Source organism: Streptomyces sp. NPDC107575 (assembly GCF_055657265.1).
In genome coordinates, this window is the sequence record NZ_JBVKBG010000002.1 from 337,820 (window position 1) to 356,423 (window position 18,604).

Below are 18,604 nucleotides of genomic sequence, written 5' to 3' on the forward strand. Positions count from 1 at the left end.
GTCACCGCCGCGCCAACGCCACCGCCAGCTCAAACGCATTCCGCACAGACCCCGTGTTCGCGGCCCCCCGCCCGACCAGGTCAAACGCAGTGCCATGCGCAGGCGTACAGATCGGAATCGGCAACCCGCCCGCGATGGTCACACCCCCGTCGAACCCCATCAGCTTCATCGCGATCTGCCCCTGGTCGTGGTACATCGTGAGCACCCCGTCGAACTCTCCGGCCCGCGCCTTCAGGAAGATCGTGTCGGAGGGGAAGGGGCCGCTCAGGTCGAGCCCCGCCTCGCGCAGCCCGGTGATCGCGGGCGTGATGATGTCGAGTTCGTGGCGCCCGAAGTGACCGTTCTCGCCCGCGTGCGGATTGAGCGCGCACACCCCGATGCGCGGCGCCTCGACACCCGCGCCGCGCAGCACCCGGTCCAGGAGCCGGCCCGCCGCCGTCACCCGCTCGTACGTGATCCCGGCCGCGACGTCCGCGATGGAGACGTGCGAGGTGACGCGCGCGGTCCACAGGCCCGGCACCACGTTCAGCTCGGAGGTGAAGGAGTCGACGCCCAACACCTCCTCGAACCAGCGCAGTTCGTCGCTCGTCGTCATCCCGGCCAGATGCAGGGACGACTTGTTGAGCGGCGCGAACAGCATCGCGTCGACGTCACCGGCCCGCGCCAGATCGAGCCCGGTCCTCAGGTGGCCGAGCGCCCAGCGCCCGCCCTCCTCGGTCGCCGCCTTGCGCTGGAAGCCGCCCTCCGGACGCTTCGCGGCAGGCGGCGCCGGGTGCAGCAACTCCCGTGCCCAGCCCAGGTCCACGCCCGCGTCCTCGCCGGCCGAGCGCAGCTCCTCCTCGTCGGCGAGCAGGACCAGATCGGCCGACTCGCGGGTCTTGGGGTCGGCGAGGAGCCGGGCCACGAGCTCGGGCCCGATCCCGGCGGGATCGCCGAACGTGACGGCTACACGCGGCAGTTCACGGGACCGTTCGACAGGATGCGTACTCATGAGGTCTTCTCCGGAGTCTTGGTTTCGGCGGCCGGCGCGGCGGCCTCGGGGACGGTGCGGGCGCGGCGCAGCCGCCGCGTCACCGGCGGCCCCGCCACCAGCACCACGGCGAGCAGCAGGATCGACACAGCGGCGGGGCTGTGCAGAATGAGCAGCGAGTCCTCGCCCGAGAGCGCCGACGTCTGCACCAGCGCCTTCTCGAACAGCGGGCCGATCACCAGGCCCAGGACCAGCGGGGCCACGGGGAAGTTGAGCCGCTTCATCGCGTAGCCGACGAGCCCGAAGAACAGCACGATCCAGATGCTGAACATGCTGTTCTTCACGGAGTACGCGCCGATCAGCGAGGTCACGATGATCAGCGGGTACAGGAACGCGTAGCGCACGCGCAGGAGTTGGGCGAAGACGGGCGCGAGCGGCAGGTTGAGGATCAGGAGCAGCAGGTTGCCGATGAAGAAGGAGACCAGCAGGCCCCACACCAGCTCCGGCTGGTTCTCGAAGAGCAGCGGGCCGGGCTGGATGCCGTAGACGAGGAACGCACCGAGGAGCACGGCCGTCGTCGCGCCGCCGGGGACGCCGAGGACGAGGGTCGGCACGAAGTTGGCGTTGGAGGCGGAGTTCGTGGCCGCGTCCGGGGCGACGACGCCCTCGATGGCGCCCGTGCCGAGCTGCTTGCGGTTGCGGGAGAACCGCTTCTCCGCCCCGTACGCCATGAACGAGGCGAGCGTCGTGCCCGCGCCCGGCAGACAGCCGAGGAGGAAGCCGAGAACCGTGCCGCGCGCGGTCGGCGCCGCCGCCCGCTTCAGGTCCTCCTTCGTCAGGAGCAGATCGCGGAAGCGCGCGCGGATCGGCTCGGCCATGCCGATGTGCAGCTGGTTGAGCAGCTCGCCGATCGCGAACAGGCCGATCATGACCTCGACGAACGGGATGCCGCCGAACAGGTCGATCTGCCCGAACGTGTAGCGGGGCGTGCCGCTGCCGCCGTCCACGCCGACGCAGCCGATGAGCACGCCGGTCAGCCCGAGCGCCATGCCGAGCAGCAGATTGCGGCCGGAGAAGACGACGATCGTGCACAGGCCAAGGATCATCACGGCGAGCATTTCCGGCGGCCCGAAGTCGAGTGCCAGGTTGGCGAAGAACGGGGCGACCGCCATCAGCGCGACCAGCGACACCATCGCCGAGACGAACGCGCCGAGCGCCGAGATCGCGAGCGCGGGCCCGGCTCTCCCGGCCCGTGCCATGCGATAGCCGTCGAGGGTGCTGACCACCGACGAGGCCTCGCCCGGTGTGGCGATGAGGATCGCGGTGATCGTCGCCCCGAACTGGGCGCCGTGGTAGATCCCCGCCAGCATGATCAGCGCGGTGAGCGGCGAGAAGGTGAGCGTGACGGGGATGAGGATGGCGACACCCGTCGCCGAGCCGAGCCCCGGCAGAATCCCGATCACGGTGCCGAGCAGCACACCGACGAAGCACCACAGCACGTTCTCAGGGCTGAGCGCGGCACCGAATCCGGTGACGAGATGGTCGATCACAGCTGGCTCCAGACGGCGGGGTCGAAGAGACCGAACGGCAGCGGAATGCTGAGGACCGTGATGAACAGCAGGTAGGAGACCGCGAACACGAGCACGGCCACGAGCACGCTGCGCGCGAGCGGCTGCCTCTCCACGACCGCCGTGAGGAACAGCGTCATCAGCGTCAGCGCGGGCAGCAGCCCGAGGAACGGCACGAGCAGCGCGGTGACCACCATCGTCACGACGACCACGATCAGCTTCGTGCGGACCCGGTGCGCCTCCTCGGCGTCGACCTCGGCGGCCTCCTCGACGTGCCCGTCGCCCTCCAACACCGAACCCGTACGCAGTTCCTGACGGATCAGCAGCAGTCCGAGCGCAGCGAGCAGCAGGCCCGCCGTGCGCGGCATCACGCCGGCGCCGATGGTGCCGTCCTCCGGCTGGGTCCACGGGTAGGCGAAGGAGCCAGCGAAGAACAGGGCGCCGAGCGCGGTCAGGGCGCCGTACGCGAGGAGCACCGGGCGGCGCGCCCGCGAAGGGGTCGGGGTGGTCACGTGAGGTCCTCCTTCACCTGGGCGTCGTACCGCTTGAGGTACGCGGCGAACTCCGGGCCGCTGCGCTGCGCGGGCGTGAGCATGTCGGCCTTCAGGTACTCGCGGTACGCCTTCGACTTCATGGCGCGCTCCAGCGACCTGATCCAGTACCTGCGCTGTACGTCGTCGATCCCGGCGGGCGCGAACACCCCGCGCCACAGCGTGACTTCGGCGTCCAGACCCTGCTCCTTGGCGGTCGGTACCTTGCCGAGCACCGGGTCGTCGTAACGCTTCGCGGTCATGGTGCACAGCGCCTTCATGTCACCGCTCTGCAGATACGGCTTGGCCGACGACGCACTGGAGGGCGCGATGTCGATCTGTTTGCCGAGCAGCCCGGTGAGCACCTCGCCGGTCGAGCCGTAGGGCACGACCCCGAACTTCCCGCCCTGCTTCTTGAACTTGCCGATCACCAGCGCGTCCGCGCCGGTCTTGCCGCTCGACCCGGTGACGACACGCTTCTCGCGCGCGGCCTTCACCACGTCCGGGCAGGTCTTGTACGGGGAGTCCTTGCGCGCCACGACGATCCGGGAGTCCTCCGCGAACATCATCAGCGGCGTGAACGACTTGTACGTGAACGGCACGTCGTAGACGAGCGGGAGCGTGTTGAGGGCGCCCTCCGCGACGAGCAGCGCGTTGCCGTTCCCCTCCTCCGCGAGGAAGCCGGCCCAGCCGACGGCGCCCGAACCGCCTTCCTTGTTCTCGACGTTGACGTGGTAGCCGCCGTCGAGCTCGTTGAGCCCCTGGGCCATGACGCGCGCCGAGCGGTCGCTGCCGCCGCCGGGCGCGAACGCGACGAGGGCGGAGACCGAACCGCGCGGGTGCCAGTCCTTCGGCACCTCGGGGGTGGCGTTGAGCAAGGTGCACGAGGTGAGTGCGGTGACCAGTGCCGTGGCTCCGGCGAGCCGGCGCGCCGCACGCAGTGGTGACGTCATCGTCGACCTTCCTGCGGATCCGAGATCCTATGGGATATGGCCGTGACCGTAGGTGCGCCGAAGGAGCCGTGACAAGAGGCGTGCGTGAATTGCCGCCACGTGGCCGGAAGTTGATCCGCGGATGTGCTCTGCCGCTACGCGTCGTCGAGCGAGCGCCGCTCGACGCCCTCCAGGTGCGTGCGCATCGCGCGGGCCGGCGCCTTCGGGTCGCCGGACTCGAACGCGGCCAGGATCGCGGTGTGTTCGGCGATGGCCTGGTCGATGTCAAAGGTGCCGTGGTCGACGGTCTGCCGCATCCGGTGCACGTGAGCGCTCAGGGACTCGGCCATCTGTGCCATGAACCGGTTCTGCGCGGCCTGGATGATCAGCAGGTGGAAGGCCCAGTCGGCGGCGAAGTACTCGCGCAGGTCGGAGTTGTCCGTCGCGGTCGCGTCGCCGCCGCGCAGCTTGCGCACGCGGTGCGCGGCCAGCACGTGCCGGGCGTGAGCGGCCCGCAGCTCCGGCACCAGGTCCTCGGTGTGCGCGACGGCCCGCTCCACCGCTCCCAGCTCCAACATGATGCGGGCGTCGAAGAGTTCGGTGACCTGCTCGGGGGAGAGCGGCGGCGCCACCTTGTAGCCCTTGAGCGCGACCCGGTTGACCAGGCCCGTGTGCTCCATCTGAACGAGGGCCTCGCGGACCGGGGTCGGCGAGACGCCCAGCTCGCGGGCGAGCGAGTCGATGCCGAGCGAGGAGCCGGGCGGCGTCGAGCCGTCGAGCAGCTTCTCCAGGATCGCGTCGTAGACCCCGTCGCGCAGCGCGCGGCGTGCCACGAGCGGGGAGGTGGGGCTCTGCGGGTGGGTGCTCTTCGGGCTCATCTCGCCGTCCAGGTTATCCGAGGGGAGGTGCGGACAGTCTGTCGGGGACAGAATAGATCCTATAGGGTCTACGATTCATCAGGGATTGCCAGCGTGAGTTCTCAGCGTGGATCGCCCGGCCGACGAGGGAGTCGCCCATGCCCCGCAGCACCACCAAGTCCGCACCCACCGCCCGTGACTGGCCCATCGGGGCCGCCCTGCTCCAGTTCCCCGACGCCCACAACGCCCCCACCGAGCAGTGGAGTTCGGTGTTCGACGAGGTGGCGGGCGAGGGCTTCGACCACGTCGACCTCACCGACAGCTGGGTGCGCCCCGGCGACCTCGACGTCGACCGTAGGGGCGAACTCGCCCGGGCGCTCAAGGAGTCGGGCCTCGGCGTCACTGCGATCTCCGCGATCCGCCGCAGCGTCATCGACCCCGACGAGGGCGCGGCCCGCGCCCACCTCGCGTACCTCCTGCGCACGATCGACGCGGCGGCCGACCTCGGCACCGGCGTCGTATCGGTGGGCCTGCACCGCGAGTTGACGCAGGCCCAGCAGGAAGCCCTGTGGTTCTGGCACGAACCGGGCGCCACCGACCCGATTGGCGACTTCCCCACCTGGGAGCGCGCGGTCACGCGCCTGCGCGAACTCGGCGAACGCGCCGCAGAGCACGGCATCCGCCTCTCGCTGGAGATGTACGAGGACACCTACCTCGGCACCGCCGACAGCGCGGTGTCCCTCGTCACCGACATCGGACTGCCGAACGTCGGCCTCAACCCCGACATCGGCAACCTCGTCCGGCTGCACCGCCCCGTCGAGGACTGGCGGTCCATGTTGCGCAAGACGCTCCCGCACACCAACTACTGGCACATCAAGAACTACTACCGCGACCACGACCTGGCCACGGGCGCCTACTTCACCCACCCCGCGCCCTGCGAGGGCGGACTCATCAACTACCGCGAGGCGCTCGCCATGGCCCTCGATCACGGCTTCGACGGCCCGATCTGCGTCGAGCACTACGGCGGCGACGGCCTGGGCGTCTCCGCCGCCAACCGCGACTACCTGCGGCGTGTCCTGCGCGCCCGCCTCGGGGCGTGATCCGGATGCCACCGCTGATCAACGACGCCCGCCGGTTCGCCCGCGAGGCCCTCGACGGCTTCGCCGCCGCGCACGCCGACCTCGTACGCCCCGTGCACGGCGGCGTCGTCCGCGCCTCCGCGACCCCGCCGGGGCAGGTGGCCGTCGTCCTCGGCGGCGGCAGCGGCCACTACCCGGCGTTCGCCGGCTGGGTCGGGCCGGGCTTCGCGCACGGCGCGGCCTGCGGCGAGATCTTCGCGTCCCCTTCGGCCGGGCAGATCGCGTCCGTTGCGCGGGCCGCCGAGAACGGCGGGGGAGTCCTCTTCGGCTTCGGCAACTACGCGGGCGACGTCCTGCACTTCGGCCAGGCCGCCCAGCGGCTGCGCGCCGAGGGCGTCGACGCCCGCGTCCTCACCGTCACCGACGACCTTGCCTCGCACCCCGAACCGGACCAACGCCGTGGCATAGCGGGCGACTTGACCGTCTTCAAGATCATGTGCGCGGCGGCGGAACGCGGCTCGGGGATCGACGAGGTCGAGGCGATCGGCCGCCGTGCCAACGCCGCCACCCGCACCCTCGGCTACGCCTTCGACGGCTGCACCCTGCCCGGAGCGCCCCGCCCCCTGTTCTCCGTGGCCCCCGGCCGGATGGCCCTCGGCCTCGGCATCCACGGCGAACCCGGCCTGGACGAGGCCGAGTTGGCCGACGCCGACACGATCGCCGACCGGCTCCTGGACGGCGTACTGAAGGAGGCGCCCGACGGTGCGCGGCGCGCAGCGGTCCTCCTCAACGGGCTGGGCGCGACCAAGTACGAGGAGCTGTTCGTCGTCTACCGAAGGGTCGCGGAGCGGCTCGCCGCCGCCGGGATCGAGCCCGTCGCCCCCGAGGTCGGCGAGCACGTCACGAGCCTCGACATGGCGGGCCTCTCCCTCACCCTCACTTTCTTCGAAGACGACGACGAACTCGCGGAGTTGTGGCGGGCCCCGGCCCTCGCCCCCGCGTTCCGGCGCGGCCACCTCGCCCCGCGCCCCGACCGCACCGACGACCTCACCGCCACCGCGAGCCCACCGGACCCGGCCCCCGGCACCCCCGAATCCCGCCGCTCCGCCGCCCGCGCCGCCGAGGCCCTGCACACCCTCCGAACCACCGTCGCCGCACACGAGGAACGGCTCGGCGCCCTCGACGCGGTGGGCGGCGACGGCGACCACGGCATCGGCATGCGGCGCGGCGCCGACGCCGCCTGCGAGGCCGCCGACCGGGCGCTCGCCGCGGGCGCCGGAGCCGGCACCCTCCTCGTCCGGGCGGGCGAGGCCTGGTCCGACGGCGCGGGCGGCACCTCCGGCGCGCTCTGGGGCGCCGCCCTCACCGCGGCCGGCACGGTGGCCGGCGACCGGGACCCGGTGACGTACGCCCAACTCGTCCGCGCTGTACGGGAGTCGGTCGACGCGATCGTCCGCATCGGCGGCGCACGCCCCGGCGACAAGACACTCGTCGACTCCGCCGCCCCCTTCGCCGACCGCCTCCCGCACGACGGCTGGGCGGCAGCGGCGCGCGCCGCGACCCGCGCCGCCGAGGAGACCGCCCGCATCCCGGCCCGCCTCGGCCGCGCCCGCACCCACGGCGACCGCACGCTGGGCACCCCCGACCCGGGCGCCGTCTCCTTCGCCCTGATCGTCACGGCACTCACCCCGCAGGAGGACGCATGAACACGTGGCGCGTGGTCGTCGGCTGCGACAGCGCGGGCCTCGACTACAAGGAAGCCCTCAAGGCCGACTTGAAGGACAGCCCCGCCGTCCGCGAGGTCATCGACGCGGGCATCACGCCCGGCGGCGAGGACACCGCCTACCCACACGTCGCCGTCGACGCCGCGCGGCTCGTCGCCGAGGGCCGCGCCGACCGCGCCCTGCTCGTGTGCGGCACCGGACTCGGCGTCGCCATCGCCGCGAACAAGGTCCCCGGCATCCGCGCCGTCACCGCCCACGACTCCTTCTCCGTGGAACGCGCCGTGCTCTCCAACGACGCCCAGGTCCTCTGCCTCGGCCAGCGCGTCATCGGCCTGGAACTCGCCCGCCGCCTCGCCCGCGAATGGCTCACCTACACTTTCGACCCGCACTCCGCCTCGGCCGCGAAGGTCGCCGCCATCACCACGTACGAGCAGGAGGACAGCGCGTGAGCCGCTGGATCGGGACCAGCTTCAAGATGACCAAGACCCGTTCCGAGGCCGCGGCTTACGCGGCGCGCGTGCGGGCCGCGGTCGGCGACGGCATCGACGGCGTGCGGCCCTTCCTGATCCCCTCGGCGACCGCCGTCTCCGTCGTCGCCGACACGCTCGGCCCCGGCTCGCCCGTCCTGACCGGCGTACAGAACGCCCACTGGGAGGACGAGGGCGCCTGGACCGGCGAGATCTCGGTGCCGCAGGCCGCCGACGCGGGCGCCAGGCTCGTCGAGATCGGGCACTCGGAGCGGCGCGCCCACTTCGCCGAGACCGACGACACGGTCCGCCTCAAGACGGCGGCGGCCCTGCGGCACGGCCTCACCCCGCTGGTCTGCGTCGGCGAGTCCGCCGCTGCCAGGGACGCGGGGCGCGGCGCCGACGTCGTACGCGCGCAGGCCGAGGCGGCGCTCGAAGGCCAGTCGGACCCGGGCGCGGTGCTGCTCGCCTACGAACCGGTCTGGGCGATCGGCGCCGACGGCAGGCCTCCGCGCCCCGAGGAGATCGCCCCCGCGCTCGCGGCCCTCGCCGAACTCCCGGTGCGCGCCGTGCTGTACGGGGGCTCGGTCGACCTGGGGAACGCGCCGTGGTTGCTCGAGCTTCCGGGGGTGCAGGGGCTGTTCGTGGGGCGGGCCGCGTGGGATGTGGATGCGTATCTGAAGTTGGTTGCGTTGGGACTGTGACGCCTGATGACGCTTCCGGCGTCCTCAGCCGTCACAGTCCGCCGCGGAAGCGCACGTCACTCCCCGGCCTCCCGCGCCGTCGCCACCGCGGGCGCCACCGAGTGCGGAAGCAGGTCCCGCGGGTCCTCCGGCAGCAGCACCGCCACCTCCGCGTCGTCCGCGAAGCGGTAGGGGCGGTGCGCGAGGAGGGCGCCGAGGTAGCGGCGGACGCGGGACATCTCGGCGCGCACCGTCACCGTGCGGGCCCGGTCGCCGAACAGGTCGTCGGCCAGCTCAGACGCGCTGCGGCCCGCCGGGTGCAGCGCCAGGACGTACAGCAACTCGGCGTGCCGCGGGCTCAGTTCGTGGGTCCAGGTGGCCGCCGCCCCGGACACCTCCAGGGACCAGCGGCGCGGGCGGCTCACGTCGAGGGCTATTCGGGTCGCGTCGAGCGGGCGCGGCTCCTCGTCCACCAGCAGGAGCCAGCCGCCCGGCAGCGGCGTCACCCGACACGCCCCGAGCGCCGGCACCCAGCAGCAGCCCTCCGCGAGGGACCTGGGCAACGCCACCCGGTCCACCGGCGGCATCCCGGTGACCGCCGCCGCCCAGCCGAACTCGTCGACCGCCAGCGCCCGCCCGCTCATCCGCGCGAGGACCGGCGCGGCGACCGAACGCAGCCGCTCAAGGCCGCCCTGCAACTGTTCGCGCAGCCGGGCCTCGGCGAGCTGCGCCACCGAGTGCACCCACGACAGCGTCGCCGGGTGCATCGTGTCCACGGGTCCGCTGATGTCGACGACCCCGAGCAGCCGCCCGTCGCGCGGATCCGTCACCGGGGCGCCCGTGCAGATCCACGGGTGCTGCGACTGCACGAAGTGCTCGGCGGAGAACACCTGCTCGGGGCGGCGGGTCACCAGCGGCGTGCCGATCCCGTTCGTCCCGACGACGTCCTCCGCCCAGTGCGCGCCGAGTTCGAAGCCGAGCCGGTCGGCCATGCGCAGCACGCCGGGATGTCCCTCGCGCCACAGGATCCGGCCCTCGGCGTCGCTGATCACCATGATGTGCTGCGCCGCGTCGGCCACCGTCACCAGCGCCTCGCGCAGCATCGGGAGGAGCGGGAGGAGCGGTGAGGCCTGCCGCTTCTCCTCCAGCTCCTCCGCGGTGAGCAGACCCGCCCGGACGTCGTGGTCCGGGTCGACGCCGTCCCGCAGCATCCGCCGCCAGGAGTCGCCGATCACCGGTCGCGGTCGCACCCTCGGCCGCAACCCCGAGAGCGTGGCCTCGCGCACCCCCTTCAGCAGCCGGGACGAGTGGGCCACGTCCATGGCGGACAACCGCGTGAGGTCGATCGTCGAGTCCTTGTTCATGCGGAGGATCCTCGGTTGTGGGGAGTTGTGCCCATCCTGCACCTGAGAGCCCCGGCAAGGGTGGGTGTTCCCGAGGAACGTTGCAACCCCCTGCAACCCTGGTGAACACGCGTGCGGCGTTTGAGACTGGATGCAACGCCGTCGCGACGGCGTTCGAGCTCCTCTAGGGGCCTGATGAGCGGGGATGGTGCCGTGTCGGCGCAGCACCATCCCCGCGTCAGTATCCGGACCCGGGCCGGTGTCCGGGCACTCAGATCCGTGGCCGCGCCCGCTCCGCCAGCGCCGCCAGGTCCAGTGTGTGCGGCAGCGTCCCGAACCCCGCGCCCCGGTCGCCCCCGAACCGCGCCGCGCAGAACGCGTCCGCCACGTCGTCGGGCCCGTACCTCACCAGCAGCGAACCCTGGAGCACCAGTGCGATCCGCTCCGCGAGCCGCCGCGCCCGCGCCTCGATGCCGTCCAGGTCGCCGAGTTCGGTCAGCAGGTCCTTCACCGCCGCGTCGAGCCGGTGATCGGCGCCGCGTGCCCTGCCGACCTCGATCAGGAACGCGTTGAGTGCCTGCGGCTCCCGCTGCAACGCCCGCAGGACGTCCAGGGCCTGTACGTTCCCCGCGCCCTCCCAGATCGAGTTCAGCGGCGACTCGCGCAGCAGCCGCGGCATCCCGGACTCCTCCACGTACCCGTTGCCGCCGAGGCATTCGAGGGCCTCCGCCACCAGCGGCGTACAGCGCTTCGTCACCCAGTACTTGGCCGCCGGCACCGCGATCCGCAGGAAGGCCCGCTCCTGCTCGCTCCCGTCGTCGTACGCGGCGGCGAGCCGCAGCGCGAGCGTCGTCGCGGCCTCCGACTCCAGGGCCAGGTCCGCCAGTACGTTGCTCATCAGCGGCTGGTCGATCAGCTTCGCGCCGAACGCCTCGCGGTACGCGCAGTGGTGGGTCGCCTGCGCCACCGCCTGCCGCATCAGGGCCGCTGACCCGAGCACGCAGTCGAGCCGGGTCGCCGCCACCATCTCGATGATGGTGCGCACCCCGCGGCCCTCCTCGCCGACCCGGCGCGCCCACGTCCCGTCGAACTCGACCTCGGCCGACGCGTTCGACCGGTTGCCCAGCTTGTCCTTCAGACGCTGGAGGGCGAACACGTTGCGCGTGCCGTCCTCCAGGACGCGCGGCACGAGAAAACAGGTGGGTCCGGCGCTGGTCCGCGCGAGGACCAGGAAACCGTCCGACATCGGCGCGCTGCAGAACCACTTGTGTCCGGTGAGCGCGTACGTCCCCGCCTCGGACAGCGGTACGGCCCGCGTCGTATTGGCCCGTACGTCGCTGCCGCCCTGCTTCTCCGTCATCGCCATGCCGAAGAGCGCCCCGGCCTTGTGCGCGGCGGGACGCATCCCGGAGTCGTAGATCATGGAGGTGAGGAGGGGCTCCCACACGGCGGCGAGTTCCGGCTCCGCGCGCAGTGCGGGCACCGCCGCGTGCGTCATCGACAGCGGGCACAGATGTCCCGCCTCCACCTGCGACCACACCAGGAACGCCGCGGCGCGCCGCAGATGGCCGCCCGGCCGGGTCCACGCCGACGTGAGCCCCGCCGACACGCCCTTGCCGAGCAGCCGGTGCCAGGCCGGATGGAACTCCACCTCGTCGATCCGGTGGCCGTAGCGGTCGTGGGTGCGAAGGCGCGGCGGATTCTCGTTCGCGAGCCTGCCCCACTCCTGGGCCTGCGCGGAGCCGGCGGTGCGACCGAGAAGTGTGAGGTCCGCGAGGGTCTCGTCCAGAAGTGCCGGGTCCAGATGCCGCTTCAGACCCTGCGTCAGGGCCGCGTCGGCGGAGAAGACGTCGTACCCGACGAGCGGAGGGACCTGGTTGGTCACGGTATGCGTGCTGCCTGCCATGTCTGTCGAACCTACCCGCGCCACCGCAAACCCCACCACAGGGCGGGCCTGACGTCGGACGCCGTCCCTCGCGACGGATACCGTTGAGGCGTGCAGCCAGCAAGTGAATCCCCCGAACCGCCGTCCGGACGTCTTCACCGGGCGCGTGTCCTCTATCACAACGTCTCGAAACGGAAGACGGCCTGGCTGCTCCTGAAGGACACCGTCAACTCGTGCATGGAGTACCGCATCCTGGGCCTCGCGGCCGAGGCGGCGTTCTTCACGCTCCTGTCGGTCCCGCCGCTGCTGCTCTCCCTGGTGGGACTGCTCGCGTACGTCGACACCTGGACCGGCGCCGACACCATCGCCGGCGTCCGCGACAACATCCTGGAGGCCTCCCGCACGGTCCTCACCGACCAGGGCGTCAAGGAGATCGCGGAACCGATCCTGGACGACGTCATCAAGGGCGGCAGGCCCGACGTCATCTCCATCGGCTTCCTGCTCTCGCTCTGGTCGGGCTCGCGCGCGGTGTCGACGTTCGTGGACACGGTGACCGTGATGTACGGACTCGACGGCGTGCGCGGCATCGTGAAGACGCGACTGCTCGCCTTTCTGCTCTTCCTGGTGGGTCTTGTCGTCGGCGCGATAGCGCTGCCGCTGATGATCGCGGGCCCGGACGCGGTGATCGGCCTGGTGCCCTGGTCGCAGTCGCTCGTCCAGATCTTCTACTGGCCCGTGGTGCTCGTCCTGTCCATCGCGTTCCTGACGACGCTGTACCACGTGTCCGTGCCGGTGCGCTCGCCGTGGATCGAGGACGTGCCGGGCGCTCTCGTGTCGCTCGCGATGTGGATCCCCGGCAGCTTCCTGCTGCGCCTCTACCTCACCAACACCATCGAGGGGCCGACCATCTACGGCTCCCTCGCCGCGCCGGTCGCCGTGCTGCTGTGGATCGGCGTCTCGGCGTTCGCGGTGCTCGTCGGCGCCGCGGTGAACGCGGCGATCGACCGGGTGTGGCCCTCGGTCGCGACGGCCGCGGCGCGCGCCGCGAACGAGCGGCTGCGCACGGCGGCCGCCGCCGAGCAGGTGGCGCGGGCGGCCGCCCTCGACCTCCCGGACGACGACGAGGACCTGGAGGACGGCGACGACCCGGGCATGCCGTCCGAGTTCCCGGAACGCTGGTCGAAGTTCCTGCCCCCGGAGGACGTCACGTCCCGCCTGCGCACGCACGTCCGCAAGAACGGCGACGGGTCGGCGGACGAGGAGGAGTGACCGGGGCCCGGCTGGACCCCGGCCGGCCGGCTACTTCCAGGCGCCGGCCGCGGCCTCCCGCTCCGCGAACTCCGCGACTGTGCGCGGCCCGCGGCCGAGGACCCGCTCGACGTCACCGGTGAGCGAGGCGTTCCGCCCGTCGAGCAGCGTCGCGAACAGCTCCACCAGGAACGCCACTTCCTCCTCCGGCACCCCGAACCCGCGCAGTGTCGCCCCGTAGTCGGGCAACGGCACATACCGTTTCTCGGTCCCGGTCGCCGCAGCCACGGCCGCGACCGCCTCGCCCCACGTCAGCAGCTCGGGCCCGGTCAGATCCAGGACCTCGCCCGCGTACCGCCCCGACGCCTCGGCAAGCACCGCCACCGCGACCTCCGCGATGTCCGCCGCGTCGATGAACGGCTCGCGCAGGTCCTGCGGCGCCGCGAACGCCAGTTCCCCGCCGCGCACCTGGTCCGCGAGCGGGCCCTCGCTGAGGTTCTGCTGGAACCAGGCGCACCGCAGCACGGTCCACTCCGCCCCCGACTCCCGCAGCGCCCGCTCGGCCGGCAGCGCCTGGTCCTCGCCGCGCGCCGACAGCAGCACGAGCCGCCGCACCCCGAGCTCCACCGCCCGCCGCGCCAGCGCACCCACCAGGGCCGCGGCGTCCGGCGCCCCGATGTCCGTGGGGAAGGCCAGATACGCCCCGTCGGCGCCGCGCAGCGCCTCGTCCCAGGTCCCGGGCTCCTCCCAGTCGAACCGCACCGCGCCCGACCGGGAGGCCGCCCGCACGCTCAGCCCGGCGGCCCGGGCCGCGTCGGCGACCCTGCGCCCCGTACGACCGGTCGCCCCGGTCACCAGTACCGTCCGTGTGTTCCGCTCCGTCTGTGTCATGCCTCCACTCAACCGCCGCGCGCCACCGGCCGACATCGCCGAGCCGCTCACCGCCATACGCGTCCGTCCAGCTGCCTCTACGCTGCCCCCATGGACGTACTCGCAGGGCTTCTCGAAGGGCCGAGGGCGCGCGGGGCCTTCATGATCCGGGCCTGCTTCGAGCCGCCGTGGGCCGTGCGGATCGCCGACGAGGCACCGCTCTCCGTGATGATCATGGTCGAGGGCGAGGCGTGGATCCTGCCGGACGGCGAGGACGGCAAGCCCCGGCACATCCGCCCCGGCGACATCGCCATCGCCCGCGGCCCCGACCCGTACGTCTGCTGCGACGACCCGGCCACCGAACCCCGCGCCGAGATCGGCCCCGGCCAGGTGTGCCGCCCGCTGGGCCCCGCGCACATCGGCCGCTACAAGGACCTCGGCGTACGGGAGTGGGGCGAGTCCCCGGACGCCCCGGCGAAGATGCTCATCGGCACGTACCAGCTGCGCGGCGAGCTGACGTCGCGCCTTCTCGACGCGCTGCCCGCGCTGCTCGTGCTGCCCACCGAGGTGTGGCGCTGCCCGCTCACCCCGCTGCTCGCCGAGGAGATCGTGAAGGACGAGCCCGGCCAGGACGTCGTCCTCGACCGCCTCCTCGACCTGCTGCTGATCACCTCACTGCGCGCCTGGTTCTCCCGCCCCGAGGCCGACGCGCCCGCCTGGTACCGGGCGATGGGCGACCCGGTCGTGGGCCGCGCGCTGCGCCTCGTCCAGGACGAGCCGGCCCACCCCTGGACGGTCGTCGAGCTCGCCGAGCGGTCGGGGGTCTCGCGGGCCGCGCTCGCCCGCCGCTTCACGGAACTCGTGGGCGAGCCCCCGATGACGTACCTGACCGGCTGGCGCCTCGCGCTCGCCGCGGACCTGTTGAGGGAGGGCGAGGCGACCGTCGCGGCGATCGCCCGGCGTGTCGGCTACGGCAGCGCGTTCGCCCTGTCCACCGCGTTCAAGCGGGAGTACGGGGTGAGCCCGCAGGAGTACCGGACATGACCGGGAGCTACGAGGAGCGGGCGGCCGCGCGGGTGCCCGGGGCGACCGTGTGGACCCGGACGGTGGCGCGCGGCGGGGGAGCGGCATCCCCGGTCCTGCCCGACGGCTGCATGGACCTGATCTGGAGCGAGGGCCGGCTCTTCGTCGCGGGACCCGACACCCGCGCCCACCCCACGGGCCCCGGCGAGGGACGCCGCTTCGCGGGCATCCGCTTCGCCCCCGGCACGGCGCCCGGCTACCTCGGCGTACCGGCACACGAACTGCGCGACACCCGGGCCGAGTTGGCGGACCTGTGGCGCGGCGCCGACGCCCGGCGGCTGACCGAGCGCCTGGACGCGGCCGCCGACCCGGCGGCCGAACTGGAGGCGCTGGCCGCCCGCCTCGCCGACACCGCGGGCCCGCCCGACCCGCTGCTCACCCACGTGGCGCGGGCGCTCGACGCGGGCCGCACCGTCACGCAGGTCGCCGACGAGACGGGCCTCGGCGCCCGCACCCTGCACCGCCGCTCACTGGCCGCGTTCGGCTACGGGCCCAAGACCCTCGCCCGCGTCCTGCGGCTGCAACGGGCCCTGGCGCTGGCCCGCGCCGACGTCCCGTTCGCCGAGGCGGCGGCCCGGTCCGGCTATGCGGACCAGGCCCATCTCGCGCGCGACGTAAGGGAGTTGACCGGTACGACGCTGGGGCGGCTGCTCCTCAGGTGAGCGGCGCGAACAGGTCCACCTGGTTCCCGTCCGGGTCCAGCACGACGGCGTACCGCTGCCCCCACGGCGCGTCCCACGGCTTGGCCTCGCCGCGGTGCCCCGCCCCGGTCAGCTCCTCGTACGCGGCGTCGACGCCCCCGGCGTCCCCGCAGTGGAAAGCGAGCGCGATCCGGCCCCGGCCGTGCTCCTCGGCGGCCGGGACCGGGTCGAACATCAGCCGGATGCCGCCCGCCAACTCGGCCTCCACATGCGGGAGTTGCTCGGCGCCATCGGGGAACGTGAGGCCGAGGCGGCGGTAGAAGGCCAGCGAGGCGGACAGGTCGGTGGTGGCGACGCCGATGGCGTCCATACGGATACTGATCTCGTTCATGGGTCCCACCGTAGGAAGCGCGACCGTGACCCGTCTTGTACGAAACGGACACCGCGCGTCTCCTTGTGCACGCCCCGAAACCGCCGTACACGAGGCATATGGCCTATAACGAGACTCTCGTAGCGACCGCGCGGCCCGCGAGCCCGGTCACCCTGGAAGCCGATTACGACCCGGCCGTCTCCCGGTGGCTGTGGCTGGTGAAGTGGCTGCTCGCGCTGCCGCACTACCTCGTCCTGGCGTTCCTCTTCGTGGGCTCCGCCCTCGTCACCCTTGTCGCGCTGTTCGCGATCCTGTTCACGACCCGCTACCCGCGCCTCCTCTTCGACTTCAACGTCGGGGTGATGCGCTGGACCTGGCGCGTCGGCTACTACTCGTACGGCGCCCTCGGCACCGACCGCTACCCGCCGTTCACGCTCGGCCCGGCCCCCGACTACCCGGCCCGCCTCGACGTCGCCTACCCCGAGCAGCTCTCGCGCGGCCTGGTCCTGGTCAAGTGGTGGCTGCTCGTGCTGCCCCAGTGGCTGATCGTCTCGCTGCTCGTCGGCGGCTCCAGCACGGCGGGCGGTGTCGCGGGCCTGCTCACCTTCTACGCGGCCGTCGCCGTCCTGTTCACCGGTACGTACCCGCGCGGCATGTACGACCTCAACATCGGCCTGCACCGCTGGGCGGCGCGCGTGGCGGCGTACGGGGGACTGATGACGGACACGTACCCGCCCTTCCGCCTCGACCAGGGCGAGCGTGAACCCCACTAGCCTCCGGGCATGCCCGTCACGACACTCGTGCACACCCGCACCGCCGACTACCGCCACGACTCCATCCCGGGCGCCGTCGAGGCCCTGCGCACGCTCGGCTTCGACGTGCGGCACACCGAGGACCCGGCCGCGTTCGAGCGCGCGCTCGACGCCCGCCCCGACACGGTCGTCTTCCTCTCCACCAGCGGCGACGTCCTCACACCCGCCGGGCGCGAGCGGCTCGCGGCGTACGTGGACGGGGGCAGCGGCTTCGTCGGCGTGCACGCGGCGGCCTGCACGGAGTACGGCTGGCCGTACTACGGGGACCTCATCGCGGCCCGCTTCGACCGCCACCCCGCGTACCAGCCCGGCCGCGTCCGCGTCGCCGACCACGACCACCCGGCGACCGAACACCTGCCGCCCCACTGGGAGTTCACCGACGAGTGGTACGACTTCCGCTCCGACCCGCGCGAGGATCCGACGGTCCGGGTCCTCGCGTACGCCGACGAGTCCTCGTACGAGGGGGCGACGATGGGCGGTGACCACCCACTGGTGTGGTGCAGGGACCCCGCCCAGCCCGGCCCGGGCCGCATGTTCTACACGGCCCTGGGCCACGCCACCGAGGCCTACGCCGACCCGGCCTTCCGCGCGCATTTGGCGGGCGCGATCCACTGGACGGCGCGCCGGCCCTAGCGTCCGAGCGCCGCCGCGATCCCCGCCACCGCCCCCGGCCCGACCCGGCAGCAGCCGCCGATCAGCCGGGCCCCGGCGTCCCGCCACGCGGCCACCCGGTCCGGCGCGAACGTGGCACGGCCCGCCCAGGCGCGCGCCTCGGCGTCCCACTCCTCGCCGCTGTTGGGGTAGACGACGACGGGCTTGCCGGTGACCCGCGCGGCGATCCGCACCGCGCCCTCCACGTCTCCCGGGGCGCAGCAGTTGACGCCGACCGCGACGATCTCCTCGGCGTCCGCGGCCACCGCGAACGCCTCCTCCAGTGGCTGCCCGGCACGCGTACGTTCCCCGTCCACGCTGTACGAGAGCCAGGCCGGCACCCCGAGTCCTCGCGCCGCCCGCACCAGCGCCCGCGCCTCGTCCGCGTCGGGCACGGTCTCCAGGGCGAACGCGTCGGGCCCCGCCCCGGCGAGCACCTCCAGGCGCGGCCGGTGGAACGCGTACAGCTCCTCCTCGCTCAGCCCGTACCGCCCCCGGTACTCGGACCCGTCGGCGAGCATCGCCCCGTAGGGGCCGACGGACGCGGCCACCCACAGGGGCCGGTCGAACCCGGTGGCCGCGGCGCGCGCCAACTCCACGCTGGAGGCGATGAGTTCATCGGCCTTCTCGCGCCCGATGCCGCGCCGCGCGAAGCCCTCGAAGGTCGCCTGATAACTGGCCGTGATGGCGACGTCCGCGCCCGCCTCGTAGTACGCGCGGTGCGCCGCGACGATCGCCTCCGGCTCCTCGGCGAGCAGCCGCGCCGACCACAGCTCGTCGCTCAGGTCGTGCCCGGCGGCCTCCAGTTGGTTGGACAGGCCGCCGTCGAGCACGAGCGCGCCGGAGGCGAGGGCGCGGGTGAAGGATTCGCTGGTCATGATGGTGACGCTA

The 18,604-nt window shown here is 72.8% G+C and carries 19 protein-coding genes; 9 read left to right on the plus strand and 10 right to left on the minus strand.

The features are described 5' to 3' along the window. Position 1: 1 nt before the first annotated feature. The 5 genes from ACZ7L4_RS08250 to ACZ7L4_RS08270 form a co-directional block, all read right to left on the minus strand. Complete coding sequence (locus ACZ7L4_RS08250; protein ID WP_472100803.1) at positions 2–991, minus strand: 4-hydroxythreonine-4-phosphate dehydrogenase PdxA; 990 nt, start codon at positions 989–991, stop codon at positions 2–4. After that, positions 988–2,520, minus strand: a complete 1,533-nt coding sequence (locus tag ACZ7L4_RS08255) for a tripartite tricarboxylate transporter permease (RefSeq protein WP_472100805.1) — start codon at positions 2,518–2,520, stop codon at positions 988–990. Before ACZ7L4_RS08255 ends, ACZ7L4_RS08250 begins: the two co-directional genes overlap by 4 nt. Further along, a complete protein-coding gene (locus ACZ7L4_RS08260) occupies positions 2,517–3,050 on the minus strand; it encodes a tripartite tricarboxylate transporter TctB family protein (RefSeq protein WP_472100806.1) in 534 nt (177 codons plus the stop codon). The genes ACZ7L4_RS08255 and ACZ7L4_RS08260 overlap by 4 nt, the downstream gene beginning before the upstream one ends. Next, positions 3,047–4,021, minus strand: a complete 975-nt coding sequence (locus ACZ7L4_RS08265) for a tripartite tricarboxylate transporter substrate binding protein (protein WP_472100807.1) — start codon at positions 4,019–4,021, stop codon at positions 3,047–3,049. The genes ACZ7L4_RS08260 and ACZ7L4_RS08265 overlap by 4 nt, the downstream gene beginning before the upstream one ends. A 134-nt stretch (positions 4,022–4,155) precedes the next feature. Continuing rightward, positions 4,156–4,878: a GntR family transcriptional regulator gene (locus ACZ7L4_RS08270; RefSeq protein WP_472100809.1), complete on the minus strand. Its 723-nt coding sequence runs from the start codon at positions 4,876–4,878 to the stop codon at positions 4,156–4,158. A 137-nt stretch (positions 4,879–5,015) separates the two neighbouring features. Between ACZ7L4_RS08270 and ACZ7L4_RS08275 the strand changes: the two genes are divergently transcribed. Genes ACZ7L4_RS08275 through ACZ7L4_RS08290 form a run of 4 tightly spaced genes read left to right on the plus strand, consistent with a single transcriptional unit; the run spans position 5,016 to position 8,831 of the window. Next, a complete protein-coding gene (locus ACZ7L4_RS08275) occupies positions 5,016–5,957 on the plus strand; it encodes a sugar phosphate isomerase/epimerase family protein (RefSeq protein ID WP_472100811.1) in 942 nt (313 codons plus the stop codon). 5 nt (positions 5,958–5,962) lie between these two features. Further along, positions 5,963–7,642: a dihydroxyacetone kinase family protein gene (locus tag ACZ7L4_RS08280; protein ID WP_472100812.1), complete on the plus strand. Its 1,680-nt coding sequence runs from the start codon at positions 5,963–5,965 to the stop codon at positions 7,640–7,642. After that, complete coding sequence (locus ACZ7L4_RS08285; protein ID WP_472100813.1) at positions 7,639–8,109, plus strand: ribose-5-phosphate isomerase; 471 nt, start codon at positions 7,639–7,641, stop codon at positions 8,107–8,109. The genes ACZ7L4_RS08280 and ACZ7L4_RS08285 overlap by 4 nt, the downstream gene beginning before the upstream one ends. Next, the gene (locus ACZ7L4_RS08290; RefSeq protein WP_472100814.1) at positions 8,106–8,831 is read left to right on the plus strand and encodes a triose-phosphate isomerase; all 726 of its coding nucleotides are present in this window, start codon (positions 8,106–8,108) and stop codon (positions 8,829–8,831) included. The genes ACZ7L4_RS08285 and ACZ7L4_RS08290 overlap by 4 nt, the downstream gene beginning before the upstream one ends. A gap of 56 nt (positions 8,832–8,887) precedes the next feature. On the opposite strand, the gene ACZ7L4_RS08295 is transcribed toward ACZ7L4_RS08290, so the two are convergent. Together ACZ7L4_RS08295 and ACZ7L4_RS08300 are read right to left on the minus strand one after the other, a co-directional pair. After that, positions 8,888–10,174: a GAF domain-containing protein gene (locus ACZ7L4_RS08295; RefSeq protein ID WP_472100815.1), complete on the minus strand. Its 1,287-nt coding sequence runs from the start codon at positions 10,172–10,174 to the stop codon at positions 8,888–8,890. Between the two features lie 250 nt (positions 10,175–10,424). Next, a complete protein-coding gene (locus ACZ7L4_RS08300) occupies positions 10,425–12,059 on the minus strand; it encodes an acyl-CoA dehydrogenase family protein (protein WP_472100816.1) in 1,635 nt (544 codons plus the stop codon). Positions 12,060–12,149: 90 nt separating this feature from the next. Here ACZ7L4_RS08300 and ACZ7L4_RS08305 point away from each other — a divergent pair, with 90 nt between their 5' ends. After that, positions 12,150–13,307, plus strand: coding sequence for a YihY/virulence factor BrkB family protein (locus tag ACZ7L4_RS08305; RefSeq protein ID WP_472100817.1), 1,158 nt, complete (start codon positions 12,150–12,152; stop codon positions 13,305–13,307). 30 nt (positions 13,308–13,337) lie between these two features. On the opposite strand, the gene ACZ7L4_RS08310 is transcribed toward ACZ7L4_RS08305, so the two are convergent. After that, positions 13,338–14,177 carry an NAD(P)H-binding protein gene (locus tag ACZ7L4_RS08310; protein WP_472100819.1) on the minus strand — a complete coding sequence of 280 codons (840 nt, stop codon included), beginning with the start codon at positions 14,175–14,177 and terminating at the stop codon, positions 13,338–13,340. A 90-nt stretch (positions 14,178–14,267) separates the two neighbouring features. Here ACZ7L4_RS08310 and ACZ7L4_RS08315 point away from each other — a divergent pair, with 90 nt between their 5' ends. Then, the gene (locus ACZ7L4_RS08315) at positions 14,268–15,200 is read left to right on the plus strand and encodes an AraC family transcriptional regulator (protein WP_472100821.1); all 933 of its coding nucleotides are present in this window, start codon (positions 14,268–14,270) and stop codon (positions 15,198–15,200) included. Next, positions 15,197–15,901 carry a helix-turn-helix domain-containing protein gene (locus tag ACZ7L4_RS08320; RefSeq protein WP_472100822.1) on the plus strand — a complete coding sequence of 235 codons (705 nt, stop codon included), beginning with the start codon at positions 15,197–15,199 and terminating at the stop codon, positions 15,899–15,901. The genes ACZ7L4_RS08315 and ACZ7L4_RS08320 overlap by 4 nt, the downstream gene beginning before the upstream one ends. Here ACZ7L4_RS08320 and ACZ7L4_RS08325 read toward each other — a convergent pair. Continuing rightward, complete coding sequence (locus ACZ7L4_RS08325; protein ID WP_472100824.1) at positions 15,894–16,271, minus strand: VOC family protein; 378 nt, start codon at positions 16,269–16,271, stop codon at positions 15,894–15,896. The genes ACZ7L4_RS08320 and ACZ7L4_RS08325 overlap by 8 nt on opposite strands. 98 nt (positions 16,272–16,369) lie before the next feature. Between ACZ7L4_RS08325 and ACZ7L4_RS08330 the strand changes: the two genes are divergently transcribed. Both ACZ7L4_RS08330 and ACZ7L4_RS08335 read left to right on the plus strand, forming a co-directional pair. Continuing rightward, positions 16,370–17,023 (plus strand): DUF4389 domain-containing protein, encoded by a 654-nt coding sequence (locus tag ACZ7L4_RS08330; RefSeq protein WP_472100826.1) that lies wholly within the window; start codon positions 16,370–16,372, stop codon positions 17,021–17,023. 9 nt (positions 17,024–17,032) lie between these two features. Then, positions 17,033–17,695, plus strand: coding sequence for a ThuA domain-containing protein (locus ACZ7L4_RS08335; protein WP_472100827.1), 663 nt, complete (start codon positions 17,033–17,035; stop codon positions 17,693–17,695). Here the strand turns inward: ACZ7L4_RS08335 and mmuM are convergent. After that, complete coding sequence (mmuM, locus tag ACZ7L4_RS08340) at positions 17,692–18,591, minus strand: homocysteine S-methyltransferase (RefSeq protein ID WP_472100829.1); 900 nt, start codon at positions 18,589–18,591, stop codon at positions 17,692–17,694. The genes ACZ7L4_RS08335 and mmuM overlap by 4 nt on opposite strands. Positions 18,592–18,604: the final 13 nt, after the last annotated feature.

What these genes read in the sequence shown, in the direction of transcription:
- ACZ7L4_RS08250 (WP_472100803.1), bottom strand. Translation starts at nt 991, where the DNA reads ATGAGTACGCATCCTGTCGAACGGTCCCGTGAACTGCCGCGTGTAGCC.
- ACZ7L4_RS08265 (WP_472100807.1), bottom strand. Translation starts at nt 4,021, where the DNA reads ATGACGTCACCACTGCGTGCGGCGCGCCGGCTCGCCGGAGCCACGGCA.
- ACZ7L4_RS08270 (WP_472100809.1), bottom strand. Translation starts at nt 4,878, where the DNA reads ATGAGCCCGAAGAGCACCCACCCGCAGAGCCCCACCTCCCCGCTCGTG.
- ACZ7L4_RS08275 (WP_472100811.1), top strand. Translation starts at nt 5,016, where the DNA reads ATGCCCCGCAGCACCACCAAGTCCGCACCCACCGCCCGTGACTGGCCC.
- ACZ7L4_RS08280 (WP_472100812.1), top strand. Translation starts at nt 5,963, where the DNA reads ATGCCACCGCTGATCAACGACGCCCGCCGGTTCGCCCGCGAGGCCCTC.
- ACZ7L4_RS08285 (WP_472100813.1), top strand. Translation starts at nt 7,639, where the DNA reads ATGAACACGTGGCGCGTGGTCGTCGGCTGCGACAGCGCGGGCCTCGAC.
- ACZ7L4_RS08295 (WP_472100815.1), bottom strand. Translation starts at nt 10,174, where the DNA reads ATGAACAAGGACTCGACGATCGACCTCACGCGGTTGTCCGCCATGGAC.
- ACZ7L4_RS08300 (WP_472100816.1), bottom strand. Translation starts at nt 12,059, where the DNA reads ATGGCAGGCAGCACGCATACCGTGACCAACCAGGTCCCTCCGCTCGTC.
- ACZ7L4_RS08310 (WP_472100819.1), bottom strand. Translation starts at nt 14,177, where the DNA reads ATGACACAGACGGAGCGGAACACACGGACGGTACTGGTGACCGGGGCG.
- ACZ7L4_RS08315 (WP_472100821.1), top strand. Translation starts at nt 14,268, where the DNA reads ATGGACGTACTCGCAGGGCTTCTCGAAGGGCCGAGGGCGCGCGGGGCC.
- ACZ7L4_RS08320 (WP_472100822.1), top strand. Translation starts at nt 15,197, where the DNA reads ATGACCGGGAGCTACGAGGAGCGGGCGGCCGCGCGGGTGCCCGGGGCG.
- ACZ7L4_RS08325 (WP_472100824.1), bottom strand. Translation starts at nt 16,271, where the DNA reads ATGAACGAGATCAGTATCCGTATGGACGCCATCGGCGTCGCCACCACC.
- ACZ7L4_RS08330 (WP_472100826.1), top strand. Translation starts at nt 16,370, where the DNA reads ATGGCCTATAACGAGACTCTCGTAGCGACCGCGCGGCCCGCGAGCCCG.
- ACZ7L4_RS08335 (WP_472100827.1), top strand. Translation starts at nt 17,033, where the DNA reads ATGCCCGTCACGACACTCGTGCACACCCGCACCGCCGACTACCGCCAC.
- mmuM (WP_472100829.1), bottom strand. Translation starts at nt 18,591, where the DNA reads ATGACCAGCGAATCCTTCACCCGCGCCCTCGCCTCCGGCGCGCTCGTG.